The organism is Nostoc sp., assembly GCF_036919615.1.
Classification (GTDB): Bacteria; Cyanobacteriota; Cyanobacteriia; order Cyanobacteriales; family Nostocaceae; genus Nostoc.
Genome location: NZ_JBALCN010000098.1, coordinates 175,245 through 187,881, shown reverse-complemented (window position 1 = coordinate 187,881; position 12,637 = coordinate 175,245). Strand labels below are relative to the sequence as shown.

Annotated in this window: 12 protein-coding genes; 9 read left to right on the top strand and 3 right to left on the bottom strand. The window is 45.0% G+C overall.

The window, feature by feature from the left end:
• Positions 1–193: 193 nt before the first annotated feature.
• From V7K48_RS30495 to efeB, 7 genes are all read left to right on the top strand, one after another.
• Positions 194–1,045, top strand: a complete 852-nt coding sequence (locus V7K48_RS30495; protein WP_335078353.1) for an ABC transporter ATP-binding protein — start codon at positions 194–196, stop codon at positions 1,043–1,045.
• Positions 1,002–1,856: an ABC transporter permease gene (locus V7K48_RS30490; protein ID WP_335078351.1), complete on the top strand. Its 855-nt coding sequence runs from the start codon at positions 1,002–1,004 to the stop codon at positions 1,854–1,856. The genes V7K48_RS30495 and V7K48_RS30490 overlap by 44 nt, the downstream gene beginning before the upstream one ends.
• Before the next feature lie 240 nt (positions 1,857–2,096).
• A complete protein-coding gene (locus V7K48_RS30480) occupies positions 2,097–2,570 on the top strand; it encodes a MarR family winged helix-turn-helix transcriptional regulator (protein WP_335078349.1) in 474 nt (157 codons plus the stop codon).
• Positions 2,536–3,804 carry an MFS transporter gene (locus V7K48_RS30475; protein WP_335078347.1) on the top strand — a complete coding sequence of 423 codons (1,269 nt, stop codon included), beginning with the start codon at positions 2,536–2,538 and terminating at the stop codon, positions 3,802–3,804. The genes V7K48_RS30480 and V7K48_RS30475 overlap by 35 nt, the downstream gene beginning before the upstream one ends.
• A gap of 799 nt (positions 3,805–4,603) precedes the next feature.
• On the top strand, positions 4,604–5,437 hold the full coding sequence (gene efeU, locus V7K48_RS30470; RefSeq protein WP_335078345.1) for an iron uptake transporter permease EfeU: 834 nt from the start codon (positions 4,604–4,606) through the stop codon (positions 5,435–5,437).
• Positions 5,438–5,468: 31 nt separating this feature from the next.
• Positions 5,469–6,659, top strand: a complete 1,191-nt coding sequence (efeO, locus tag V7K48_RS30465) for an iron uptake system protein EfeO (protein ID WP_335078343.1) — start codon at positions 5,469–5,471, stop codon at positions 6,657–6,659.
• A gap of 29 nt (positions 6,660–6,688) precedes the next feature.
• Positions 6,689–7,948 carry an iron uptake transporter deferrochelatase/peroxidase subunit gene (gene efeB / locus V7K48_RS30460; RefSeq protein ID WP_335078341.1) on the top strand — a complete coding sequence of 420 codons (1,260 nt, stop codon included), beginning with the start codon at positions 6,689–6,691 and terminating at the stop codon, positions 7,946–7,948.
• Between the two features lie 42 nt (positions 7,949–7,990).
• On the opposite strand, the gene V7K48_RS30455 is transcribed toward efeB, so the two are convergent.
• The gene (locus V7K48_RS30455; protein ID WP_335078339.1) at positions 7,991–8,113 is read right to left on the bottom strand and encodes a hypothetical protein; all 123 of its coding nucleotides are present in this window, start codon (positions 8,111–8,113) and stop codon (positions 7,991–7,993) included.
• Between the two features lie 86 nt (positions 8,114–8,199).
• Between V7K48_RS30455 and V7K48_RS30450 the strand changes: the two genes are divergently transcribed.
• Positions 8,200–9,264, top strand: coding sequence for an alpha/beta hydrolase (locus V7K48_RS30450; RefSeq protein ID WP_335078335.1), 1,065 nt, complete (start codon positions 8,200–8,202; stop codon positions 9,262–9,264).
• A gap of 330 nt (positions 9,265–9,594) precedes the next feature.
• Positions 9,595–9,720 carry a hypothetical protein gene (locus V7K48_RS30445; protein ID WP_335078333.1) on the top strand — a complete coding sequence of 42 codons (126 nt, stop codon included), beginning with the start codon at positions 9,595–9,597 and terminating at the stop codon, positions 9,718–9,720.
• 27 nt (positions 9,721–9,747) lie between these two features.
• On the opposite strand, the gene V7K48_RS30440 is transcribed toward V7K48_RS30445, so the two are convergent.
• Together V7K48_RS30440 and recN are read right to left on the bottom strand one after the other, a co-directional pair.
• A complete protein-coding gene (locus tag V7K48_RS30440) occupies positions 9,748–10,368 on the bottom strand; it encodes a hypothetical protein (protein ID WP_335078330.1) in 621 nt (206 codons plus the stop codon).
• Positions 10,369–10,814: 446 nt separating this feature from the next.
• On the bottom strand, positions 10,815–12,593 hold the full coding sequence (gene recN / locus V7K48_RS30435) for a DNA repair protein RecN (protein ID WP_335078401.1): 1,779 nt from the start codon (positions 12,591–12,593) through the stop codon (positions 10,815–10,817).
• Positions 12,594–12,637 lie beyond the last annotated feature (44 nt).

The following is a 12,637-nucleotide window of genomic DNA, read 5'->3' as shown; positions in this document are numbered from 1 at the left end:
ACCTATTGATTATCCTAGCAAGTGTTTGCAGTTAATTTGTCAGTGATACTTTGCTCATCAATAACCTCGCCGCCACTCTACTGTGTTTCTTTTTACTCTGATTCAAATTTATGCCAGAAGTCTATTGACTTCAAACAAATATATTGAGAAACTAATAGTTAGTTTAACTAATTAATGCTGGTGCATCAAACTTGTGACAATACTGACGGGAAAAATAAATCAGTTAGAACCTCCTAACGAGTCAAAACCGCTGATTTTGGAAACTCAGGGACTCACGCGCCGTTTTGGCAAGTTAACGGCTGTTAATAACCTGAGCATATCTGTGGCACAGGGTGAAGTATTTGGACTGCTTGGGCCCAATGGGGCAGGGAAAAGTACAGTGATTAAGATGTTGACAACTTTACTGCCTATCAGTGCAGGGAAAGCAACTCTGGCTGGCTATGATGTGACTCGTCAACCTAATCCTGTGAGACGGGCTATCGGCTATGTACCCCAGGCGCTCTCTGCTGATGGTAGCCTCACGGGTTACGAAAATCTCTTAATCTTCGCCAAGCTGTATGGAATACCTGCCAAAGGACGCGATCGCCGCATCTATGAGATTCTAGAATACATGGGTTTGCAAGATGCGGCGCAGCGCTTGGTACGCAACTACTCTGGTGGGATGATCCGCAAGCTGGAAATCGGCGTATCAGTTCTGCATCAACCCAAAATTTTGTTTCTGGATGAGCCGACTGTTGGACTAGATCCGATCGCTCGAACTCAAGTATGGCAACTTGTGGAACAACTCTGTGCTGATTACGGCACAACTATATTTTTAACAACCCACTTTTTAGAAGAAGCGGACAGCTTATGTAACCGAGTGGCGATTATGCGACAAGGTGAAGTCGTAATTACAGGTACACCAAGCGACTTAAAAGCTTCTTTAGATAAAGCAAACGCAACTTTGGATGATGTCTTTATTTACTATACAGGCGACCAGTTAACATCAGGAGTCAACTATCGTGATACAGCAAGAACCAGACGGACTGTTCAACGGTTGGGTTAAAGCACCACCCACTGTCCGAGCCAATCTGATCTCTGCAATTAAAGAGCTAGTTACGAAAACTCTGGCGATCGCCGAATTGGAAGTGCGTAAACTCCGCCACGATCCCACTGATTTAGTAGTCAGATCAGTACAACCGTCATTATGGTTGCTGATTTTTGGGCAAGTGTTCTCCAAACTTCGGGAAATTCCGACAGGGAACTTACCTTATTTAGACTTCATGGCTGCTGGCATTCTCGCTCAAAGTGTGTTGTATGTATCTATTATCACAGGTGGAATGACACTAATTTGGGAGCGAGATTTAGGGATTGTACATAAATTTCTTGCTAGTCCTACACCCCGTATAGCAATGGTCTTGGGCAAAGCTATAGCATGTGGGGTACGGTGCTTATCACAGGTAGCAGTAATTTATGTATTGGCTTTTGTCTTAGGTGTAAAATTAAATCTCCATCCTCTAGCTTTTGGGCAAGTGCTACTGATAGTGATGCTGGGGGCGGCTTGCTTTTGTCTTTTTTCATTGATTATTGGCTGTTTGGCAAAAACCAGAGAGCGGATGACCGGAATTGGACAAATGTTAACCATGCCATTTTTCTTTGCCAGCAATGCTATTTATCCGATCTCAATTATGCCTGACTGGTTAAAGTTTGTTTCCCACTTAAATCCTTTAACTTATCAGGTTGACGCCTTACGCAGCGCAATGCTAGTGGATGGAATCAGCGTCTATGGCTTTGGTTGGGATTTGGCAATTCTCTTATTAACAGTAACAGTCTTGGCAATTATCGGTGGACGACTTTATCCACGGGTAGCAATGTAATCCGCAATGGCACTAGTACAACACGGCGTAAATAGAGCAACCATTTAAAAACCCTAAAAAGCCCATTCCATAATACTTTTGACTTTTGACTTTTGAATGAGTGACTTCCGCCTTGCGGTACTAGCATCTATGGCTTTGGTCTGGATTGTACAATTCTCTTATTAACATTAATAATCTTAGCCATTATCGGTGGAAAACTTGCTCCACGCGTGGCGATGTAATTAGGAGAACAACAAGCCCATGACCTTGGATAAACCTACTCAGGGTGCAACTTCCGAAGAATGTGCCGCTAGGGTAATGGACACAGTTCCAGTAGTGATGCGGTTTATCCGAGCGGATATGCGTGCTCACAGCGCTGCTTTTTTATCTATACCTCAGTTGCGATCGCTAGCATTTATCAACCGCAATCCTGGTGCTTCATTATCTGATTTGGCAGAGCATTTAGGTGTCACCGCTGCCACAGCATCAGCAACCATAGAACGCTTGGTACAACGCGACTTTGTGCAACGCATCGCTCATCCTCAAGAGCGGCGGCGAGTGCTGCTGAATTTGACTGAAGATGGAAAACACCATCTCAAGCAATCCCAAGATCAAACTCGTACTCATATTACCGACCTGCTGAAAGGTCTTACACAAGAGCAAATTTCCAACATTGAAGAAGGCTTAACTCTACTAAAAAATGTCTTCGAGCAAACGGAACTTAAATCCCCATAACTCTGAGGTTGCACAGCACGATCCCTTTGCAGCCTTGAAGTTTCGAGACTATCGGCTATTTACCATTGGACGGCTGGTGCTGTCTGTGGGGTCACAAATGCAAACTGTAGCCATCGGCTGGGAACTCTATGAGCGGACTAACTCAGCGATAATTCTAGGTGGTGTGGGACTGGCGCAAGTCTTGCCGATGATTGCTCTCACCTTGATTACCGGACATGTGGCCGATCGCCGCGATCGCAAACTTATCATGTTACTGTCAGTAATGCTGCTAGGTCTCTGTTCGCTGGCTTTGGCAGTGCTTTCCTATACCCAAGGTGAAATTTTTCTAATTTACGCCTGCTTGGTATTAACAGGTGTCGCTAGGGCATTCCTCAGACCTGCTAGTGATGCCTTAATGTGGCAGTTGATACCTGTCAGTGCGTTTACCAATGCAGCAACTTGGAATAGTAATAGCTTTCAGTTGGCTGCTGTTATTGGCCCAGCCTTGGGGGGATTCGGCATCGCTTTGCTGGGAAGTGCTACAGGAGTATATGTACTAACAGCGATCGCTGCGTTGCTGTGTTTTATTTTAACAGTACCGATCAAAGAGCAAAAAGCCATCCGCACAACTGAGCCAATCTCACTCAAAGCCCTATCAGCTGGTGCTAAATTTGTCTGGCAGAATCAGTTGATTTTAGCGGCGATTACATTGGATATGTTTGCTGTATTGTTGGGTGGTGCGATCGCGTTGCTACCCATCTTTGCCAAAGATATTTTACATGTGGGGCCAGTGGAGTTGGGATATCTTCAGGCAGGACACTCCATCGGTGCTTTGACAATGACGATTACGTTGGTATATTTACCACCGTTACGCAAAGCAGGCCCAGCCTTATTATGGTCAGTGGTTGGCTTTGGCGTTGTGACAATTATCTTTGGACTTTCTCATTCGTTTTGGCTATCTATGCTGATGTTGATCCTTGGTGGCGCACTAGATAGTATTAGCGTTGTGATTCGCCATACATTAGTTCAAATCAGAACACCGGATCATTTGCGTGGTCGAGTTGCTGCTATTAATAGCGTGTTTATTAGTGCCTCGAATGAGTTGGGGGGCTTTGAGTCAGGCTTGACTGCGGCTTTGTTTGGCCCGGTGATTTCGGTTGTGGGTGGTGGAATTGGCACCATTGTGGTGGTGATTGCTACAGCCATGATTTGGCCAGGAATTCGGAAGTTAGGGGCTTTGCAGGAGTATAAATAGAAGCACTTATCGATACTCTTTAGAACTAACGCCCATCTCTGTGAATTTATTAGGATTCGTGGGTGTTCTGCTAGTACATCACGGCGTAAATAAACATACCATACCCTCTGGGAAGCCGCTCTGCGTCTACAAAATGGCGCAAAAGCCCAGAATACAACTCTTTTGAATGAGTGACTTTTACTTCTCTACGAGAGGCTGCGCCAACGCTTAAGGCGCAGCCTCTCGTAGAGAAGCTATGCCGCAGGTTTTACGGCTACGCTCAGTACAAGTGACTTTTGACTTCCGCGCAGCGGTACTAGTGCCAAACCAGTGATAAATGTGACGTGAGTTCGATGCGTAAAACCTGTCCCTCTCAGACTCTGAGAGGGACAGACTTAAACTTTAGTTCAGACAGGAAGAGGTTCGTCGAACTCACGTTAAATACAGATTCTCAAAAATCACATCGCTTTACCGTCGCCACAACATGTATAACACAATCCCAATTGTCAATTGATATTACGTTAGCTAATCCGGGAAACAGAGGTATTAAAATAACACTTTGCTATCCATTTACATAAGTGAAAACACTGAAAAAACTTTTAGCAATGCATTGCAGGAGTTGTTTTATTTATTTACTTACGTAGTTAGATTGAGTAATAATTTACAGTTTGCAATATTTGTTTGATAGACGTCATTTAAACAGAAAATTTATTATTCTCGGATTTTAAAGATTTTTAACTGGTAGTTATATACAAATGTTCTCAAGTAAGTTATTATTCTCATGATGATTAGATAGTAATTATAACTAATAAGGTTATCCATGCTTTTTCCCTTCTTGATCATGTTCCGAGAGGGCGTTGAAGCTGCACTTGTCGTGGGGATCATTGCCAGTTATCTCAAGCAAACTGGTCGTACCCATTTGATGAAGTCAGTCTGGATTGGCATCGTACTAGCGACTATTCTTTGTCTAGGTGCTGGAATTATTTTGCAAATAACCAGTCAGGAGTTTCCGCAGAAAGAACAGGAGCTATTTGAAGCGGTAATTTCCATCGTCGCAGTTGGGGTTCTCACCTGGATGGTTTTCTGGATGCGCCGTGCTGCTCGTTCGATTAAAGGCGAGTTACAGTCTCAAATTGAAACTGCGATTCAGTCGGGGGATAAATGGGGTATAGCACTAGTGGGGATGGCATTCTTTGCAGTACTCCGGGAAGGTCTGGAAACAGTAGTGTTTTTGCTGGCCACGTTTCAGCAAAATTTGGGAATTCAAGCTCCCGTGGGGGCATTGTTTGGATATGCAGCCGCACTAGCCGTCGGTGTAGGCATCTATCAAGGTGGTATCCGCATCAACTTGAAGCGATTTTTTAAATGGACAGGAGTCTTCATTATCGTGGTTGCTGCTGGACTCTTAGCAAGTGGGGTGAGAGCTTTCCATGAAGCAGGAGTGTGGAATTCACTACAAACAGTCTTATTTGATGCTAGTGGAGTACTTCCCAAGAACGGGTTTCTCGGTTCACTTTTGGCGGGATTTTTTGGTTATAACGATACCCCGACTGTCAGCGAGGCGATCGCCTATTTTGGCTATCTAATTCCGACCATGTTGCTGTTCTTCTTAGGGGATAACGCTGGACAGAAGACTACAGCAAGGCATTCTTAGCTACTTGAATAATTTTTAGGAAAATACAAGAATGAAAAATGTTTTAAAGTACTCAACAATTATCTGTCTAATTGCCTTGACACTAGCTGCCTGTGAATCCAACAAATCAAGCGATACTTCCGCGAATAATTCCCCAGAAGCTAAAGTAGCTAGTGATACCTCTGCTAACAATTCTGTGGAAACTGCTTTGACTGTGACAGATAAAGGTTGCGAACCCAATCAGCTGACACTAGCATCTGGGGAAAACAACTTTGTGCTTACCAATAAAAGCAGCCAACCTTTGGAGTGGGAGATTTTGTCTGGAGTGAAAGTCGTTGAAGAAAAGGAAAATATTGCTCCTGGCTTCGTTCAAAAACTCAAAACCAATCTAGAACCGGGTGAATATGACATGGCTTGCGGTTTACGCAGCAATCCCAAAGGGAAACTCACAGTCAAAGCAGGAGTTGGAAATTCTGAAGCCAAAGGGACTGTAGATCAAGGACAATTAATCGGTGCGATCGCCCAATACAAAGTCTATGTCACCAAAGAAACTGACCAACTAGTGGCAGACAACAAGACCTTCACGGATGCTGTGATTGCTGGAGACGTTGCTAGAGCTACGAAACTCTATGCCCCTACTCATGCCCACTGGGAACGTGCAGAACCGATAGCGGAACTTTTCTCCGATCTCGATAAAACTATGGATTCCCGTGCTGATGACTTTGCTAAAAAAGAGGCTGACCCACAATTCACTGGATACCATCGGATAGAGAAAGCTTTATTCCAAGACAAAACTACAAAAGGCATGAAACCTTTTGCCGAAAAGCTACACAAAGATGGACTAGACCTACAAAAGCGCATTGCCACCTTGACCATTGAACCGAAAAATATGGTTGGCGGTGCTGCTGGCTTGATTGAAGAAGTGGCTGCTACCAAAATTTCTGGGGAAGAAGACCGTTACAGTCATACTGACCTCTGGGACTTCAGCGCTAATGTAGACGGTTCCCAAAAGATTGTAGAGTTATTGCGCCCCGTCATCCAAAAAGCCAACCCAGACTTGCTGACGCGTGTGGATAGCAATTTCACCAAAGTTAACCAAAAACTTGCTAAATACAAAACCCCTGATGGTGGTTTTGCTACCTACGACAAAGTGAGTGAAGCAGATAAGAAAGACATGAAAACAGCGATTGCTGCTCTTTCGGAAGATTTGTCTCAGTTGCGCGGCACTCTCGGCGTTAACTAATTGATCAAGAATTCCTAGAGGAGTAAATTATGTCTATTACAAGGCAACCAAGTTTACGTATTACTCCCCGCATTAGCCGTCGTGACTTGTTAATCGGCATGGCAGCAGCAGGTGGAATAGCAGCTTTGACGACTTTGGGTTATCGGACTCTTCTGGGAACACCTCTTGACCCATCTGAAGAGGTTGTGCCGTTCTTTGGGCTTCACCAAGCAGGTATTCTTACCCCTACTCCTGCTGCGGGGTTAATGGTTGCATTTGATACAAGTGCTACAACTAAAGCAGATTTAGTGCGGTTGTTCAAAACTTTAACTGAGCGCATCCAGTTTCTCATGGCAGGGGGAACACCCAAGCAGCGCGACCCCAAATTTCCACCCAGTGATTCGGGGATTATGGGCCCAGAGATTGCTCCCAATAACCTGACAATCACCCTAGCTGTGGGTAACTCATTATTCGATAACCGCTTTGGACTTGGCAACTTGAAACCTAGGCGGTTAGATACGATGCCTAATTTTCATAATGACCAGCTTGACCCAGATTTATGTCATGGGGATATACTGTTGCAATTCTGTGCGAATACTGAGGAATCGAATCTCCATGCTTTACGCGATATCATTAAGAACTTGCCTGACTTGATAACTTTGCGTTGGCAAATAGCGGGGTTTCTGCCGCCGAATACCCACAAAAAACAAGGCAAATCTACGGTGCGTAACCTGCTTGGTTTTAAAGATGGGACGGCAAATCTAAATGCTACTGACGACAAATTGATGAACCGGGTCGTTTGGGTACAGCCAAACAGTAGTGAACCCGCTTGGACAGAAGGGGGAAGTTATCAAGTAGTGCGGGTGATCCGCAACTTAGTCGAACGCTGGGATCGTACACCACTACAGGAGCAAGAGACAATTATTGGGCGAAACAAGGAAATTGGCGCACCCTTGGGGATGAAGCACGAGAAAGATATTCCCAATTATGATCAAGACCCTAAAGGTAAACAAATTCCTCTAAATGCTCATATCCGCCTTGCTAATCCTCGCAAATCAGAGTCGAGTTTGATTCTGCGGCGTGGTTTCAATTATTCACGCGGGTTTGACAAATCTGGACATTTAGATATGGGTTTATTGTTTGTCTGTTTTCAAGCTGATTTAGAGAAGGGGTTTGTGACAGTGCAAAATCGCCTGATTGGGGAACCTTTAGAGGAGTATATTCGCCCCATTGGTGGTGGATATTTCTTCGCTTTACCTGGTGTCAAAGCTGAAAGAAATTACCTTGGTCAGTCATTACTAGAAGCATGAGCATCATCGTATCCCAAAGCCTGTAGCGGTTCAGTTAAAAAGTCAAACCTGCCTTGTTACCGTTATCGAAGATAACACCGCTATAATTGCAAGTTGACGATTATCAGGATAACCAGCATCTACTGTCGCCGCCGTATCAGTCAACCAAGATTTGAGTTGTACCACAAAGCCAACTGCATGTTTGCAAAATCCAAATCTGTGCAATACTGGTCAATTAATGGTAAGTATTCTGACCAAAGAAGCAATTGCTGATGAGCAATAAAGACATGTCGTACAATCGCATGATGCGACGCGTGTTTCTCGGTGGTGGCACTGCCGTCGCCCTGATTGCAGCCGCCAAGACTGGTCTTGCCCAGCAACCGACGCCAGCGCCCCAAACGCCCCGCCTCAAAGGGCCACTGGTCTGGTTGGACTTGGATCAAGCCGAACTTGATGCCGCCTATGACCAGAGCGTCTGGGCCGCAAATTCACAGCAGCTCCTCAAGCGCTACGCTACCAACAGCAATGACGTGCGTACCCGATTGGCCGCGCCGCAGCGCTATGCCTATGGTGCTACTCCCATTGAGAAACTCGATGTCTACAGGGCCGAGCGCCATAACGCGCCGATTAATATCCACATTCATGGTGGCGCATGGCGCTCAGGTTTAGCCAAGGACTATGCCTTCCCAGCGGAACTCTTCGTACAGGCTGGCGTACATTTCGTCGTGCTAGACTTCGCCTGGGTGCAGAACGTGGGCGGAAGCTTGCTGCCGCTGGCCCAGCAGGTGCGCCGCGCTGTCGCATGGGTGTATCACAACGCCCAGCACTTTGGCGGAGATGCTAACCGCATCTATGTCTCTGGTCATTCTTCGGGGGGCCATCTCGCTGGCGTTATCCTGACTACCGACTGGCGTCGGGACTTCAACCTGCCGGCTGACATCGTCAAAGGCGGGTTATGCTGTAGTGGCATGTTCGACCTGAAAGCGGTGCGTCTGTCGAGCCGCCGCGAATACATCAACTTCACCGACGCGGTGGAGCAAGCGTTGAGTCCGCAGCGCCATCTGCACCAGCTCAACGCTCCGGTGATCGTTGCCTATGGCACACTTGAGAGTCCGGAGTTCATGCGTCAGTCGCGTGAGTTTGTAGCAGCCGTGCAGGCGCACGGCAAGCCAGTACAGCTATTGGTCGGCGAGGGGTACAACCACTTTGAGATCATCGAAACGCTCGGCAACCCCTATGGACTCTTGGGGCGCGCAGTGCTGGAGCAGATGCATCTCGCAGAGCGATACCCAAATTATCCAAGAAGTCATCATTATCCAAGAAGTTACCAAAATTGAGCGTGGTTGCTTACAATCTGAAAACTTGGGACTAAGTTAAGCAAAAGCAAAAGCATTGCTGCAAAATACTTAACTAAGGCTCTACAATTGGCAAGAAATCAACAAAACCAAATAGAAGTTGAGAAGATGTAGATAGTTAGCATTTCTCTAGAACACCGATTCATTAATCAGAGTCATGACGAAAAATTAGGATTTCTTTGAGGCGCATGAAGGAAATTGTGGTTTCAATAACCTAAAAATCTGGTTTTCCAGTCTTGCGTTTTATTACTGAATCGGTGTTCTAGGAGCGATCGCATCAGTCGAGTGTATTCAGGTGCGTTGTTAGAATCGATGCATAAGTTTCTGGAGTTGCTAGGGAAGCTGAACCGCGCTTATTTGACAGCTTTGGAAGAGAAGGTATTGAGTGTGCTGGAGTCAGAAATACAAAGGTTATCTATAGTGTTAGGTAAGCCGTAATCAGATAATTAGTAACTTGAGTTACAATCAACTTCGCGTGTCTGAAAAAGGTAAGACTTTTATGTCGCTACCGTCTTCAGTAATGACTTTTAATGGAAGTGAATCCTGATGCTCTTGTCTAGGTAATTCAATATATTGAAAACCTTTTTTTGTAGGTTTAACTACCATAAGATAGTGATTGCCTACCCACTTAATACTTATTGCCTTATACAGCAAAACCCAGACTTCAGCTATCTCTTTAGTATTAATTTTATGCCTTGATGATTCATCACATTGCCATACAGGATTACCTTTGAGAGTCCATAAACCTGCCAAATAATGATAATCAGCAAAAGCACTACCACCAAACATTGTGAACGAAAAAATATTATGGCTCCACCATCTTTCAAGGTCATAATAACGCTTAGGTTCCTTAGTCACATCACCATATCTTGCTTTCCTAGACATCAGAAACTTTATTTGTTCTGCTTTAGTAGGACGTACCCATATTTCAGATGAATAGCAAACTTTAAATGGTACTTCAATCGCTTTACTGCGATTAGTGGACTGTGAGGCAGCAGGCTGTAAAAAAGTTATGCTGGTAATAGTCTGAGCGCTTACAAATGCTCCTGTTAACAAGAACGTGCCTACTAATTTAAGAAGTTTCATGATTTTACTTGTTTATTCGTATGAACAGTACTATAGTCAAAAATCTGTTGCAGTCATTGGGGAAGCTGAATCAGCCTGATCTCACGGTTGTGGAAGAGAAGTTGTTGAGCGTTCAGGAGATGGAATACGAGATTATAAATTAAAGCTACGTAGTTCTCATGTGGACGTGAATGAAAACTAATTTTCACATTTGATGTACCTAAAAATTTATTTGCAATGTCAGTAGACCTAAAAGTTTTCCAGAAGCCTTATTAGTCCTTCATTTGGGCTTGAGAATACAAGGAGCCTAAATCAGGTTGTAATCTATTTTTCCTGGATTTATCCCCTTGAACTGCACCCTTGCAGACATTAGTGCAATTACCTTAACCTCTCATTGATGATGTCCGGCTGATTAGTTATGATTTAGAGCTTCTGTGCAAAAAACCTGAAAACTCTTTGTCCCCCTGCTAGAAAGCTCCCTGCTCCCCTGTAGTCTTAATGATCAGCTCCCCGCGACGGTGGTTAGCAGCTTGTAATAACAGGGATTCGGCAAAAGCGATCGCATCACTTGCTGATTTACCACCAGCTAACTGTGCTAGTTCTTCCCGGCGAGTGGTTAAATTATCCAAGGTAGTAACTCTGACAACAGTACGCTGATCAGCGTTGTCATTGTTAGGTTTTTTACCTTTGCCTTGATTGATAGTTTGCTTATCTACGCGGAAATGGCGATCGGCCATGGCAGCAACTAAAGGCTGGTGGGTAACACATAATACTTGGTTACGTTGACTTAGCTGGTGTAATTTTTCCGCGATCGCTTGGGCTACCCTTCCTGAAACCCCGACATCAATTTCATCAAATACCATTGTTCCAACTACATCAACCTGAGAAAAACAAGCTTTCAGAGCTAGCAAAAAGCGACTCATTTCCCCGCCAGAGGCAATTTCTGTTAAAGGTTGTAGTGGTTCTCCAGGGTTGGGACTAAACATAAAGGTAATTTTATCTGCTCCGGTGGCAGTTGGGGAAGCAGGCACTATCTCAACCTGAAACTTCACTTTTTCCATCGCTAAGGGCTTGAGTTCAGCTATCAAACGTGATTCTAAATTAGCAGCCGCCTTACTCCGCAGTTGAGTTAACTGATTACTTGCTTGGGTGAGTTTCTCAAGACATGCCTTTTCTTGCTGTTCTAAGTTTTCGATCGATTGTTCGCTGTCGTTAAGTACCGCCAATTCCTCTTGGATACGTTGGTAATAAGCGATCGCTTCAGTAAGTGTCGGCCCATACTTGCGGCAAATTTGCTTTAATTCCTGAATGCGGAGTTCCACCTCTGACAACCTGTGGGGATCGGCTTCCAAACTATCCCCATAGGCATTAATCTGTCTTCCCACTTCCATTACCGCAGCTTGAGCGTCCCGCACCAATTCCAATAGGGGTTGCAGTTGGGTGTCGTATTCCACCATGTCATTTAATGTTGCCTCACTGTCTCCCAATAAATCAGCTGCGGCTGGGATTTCATTATCGTTTTGATACAAAGCCTGATAAACTTTGTAACTCATCTGTTGCAAATCGACGACATGATTCAGGCGTTCCTGTTCTTGTCCCAACTGTTCCAATTCATTAGCTTCGCCGAGATTGGCTGCTCCCAATTCTTGCACTTGATAGGTGAGCAAGTCGAATTGTTGCAACCGTTCCCGTTCTGATGTCCGGCGTTTTTCTAGTGCTAAATGCGCCTGTTGGTAAGTATTAAAGCTCGTGGCGACCTGATGACGTTGCTGCATCAAGGGGTCACCGCCATATAAATCTAACCAGTCGCGGACTTGGGCAGATTGTCCCACTTGTACTGTTTGACCTTGGGCTGTGATTTCCACCAAGCGATCGCGCATTCCTCCCATGATCTGCCGATTTACCAACACGCCATTCACCCGCGAGCGGCTGCGGATATTACTAGCAGTGGCTGTGATTTCTCGGCTAATGACTACGGAATTTTCATCAAGCAAATCTATTTCTTGTTCGGTCAACCAAGCGGCTAGGGGGGCGTTTGAGGTGAAAGTAGCTTCTACCATTGCCCGACTTGTTCCTGTGCGAATGACTCGACTAGAGACTCTACCACCCAAAGCAGCATCAATGGCATCCAAAATAATCGATTTTCCAGCGCCGGTTTCACCTGTTAACACATTTAATCCCGCGCCAAATTCCAATTCCATTTGGTCAATTAGGGCAAAGTTTTCAATTCGCAGGCAAAGCAACATCAAGCCAAATTCTCCATAAGGGCAGATGCCGAATACTTCCAATT

Bases quoted from the DNA above. Each gene is read 5' to 3' on its own strand.
- efeO (WP_335078343.1), top strand. From the start codon at position 5,469: ATGAAAAATGTTTTAAAGTACTCAACAATTATCTGTCTAATTGCCTTG.
- efeB (WP_335078341.1), top strand. From the start codon at position 6,689: ATGTCTATTACAAGGCAACCAAGTTTACGTATTACTCCCCGCATTAGC.
- V7K48_RS30450 (WP_335078335.1), top strand. From the start codon at position 8,200: ATGAGCAATAAAGACATGTCGTACAATCGCATGATGCGACGCGTGTTT.
- V7K48_RS30440 (WP_335078330.1), bottom strand. From the start codon at position 10,368: ATGAAACTTCTTAAATTAGTAGGCACGTTCTTGTTAACAGGAGCATTT.
- efeU (WP_335078345.1), top strand. From the start codon at position 4,604: ATGCTTTTTCCCTTCTTGATCATGTTCCGAGAGGGCGTTGAAGCTGCA.
- V7K48_RS30445 (WP_335078333.1), top strand. From the start codon at position 9,595: ATGCATAAGTTTCTGGAGTTGCTAGGGAAGCTGAACCGCGCTTATTTG.
- V7K48_RS30475 (WP_335078347.1), top strand. From the start codon at position 2,536: ATGTCTTCGAGCAAACGGAACTTAAATCCCCATAACTCTGAGGTTGCA.
- recN (WP_335078401.1), bottom strand. From the start codon at position 12,593: ATGTTGCTTTGCCTGCGAATTGAAAACTTTGCCCTAATTGACCAAATG.
- V7K48_RS30480 (WP_335078349.1), top strand. From the start codon at position 2,097: ATGACCTTGGATAAACCTACTCAGGGTGCAACTTCCGAAGAATGTGCC.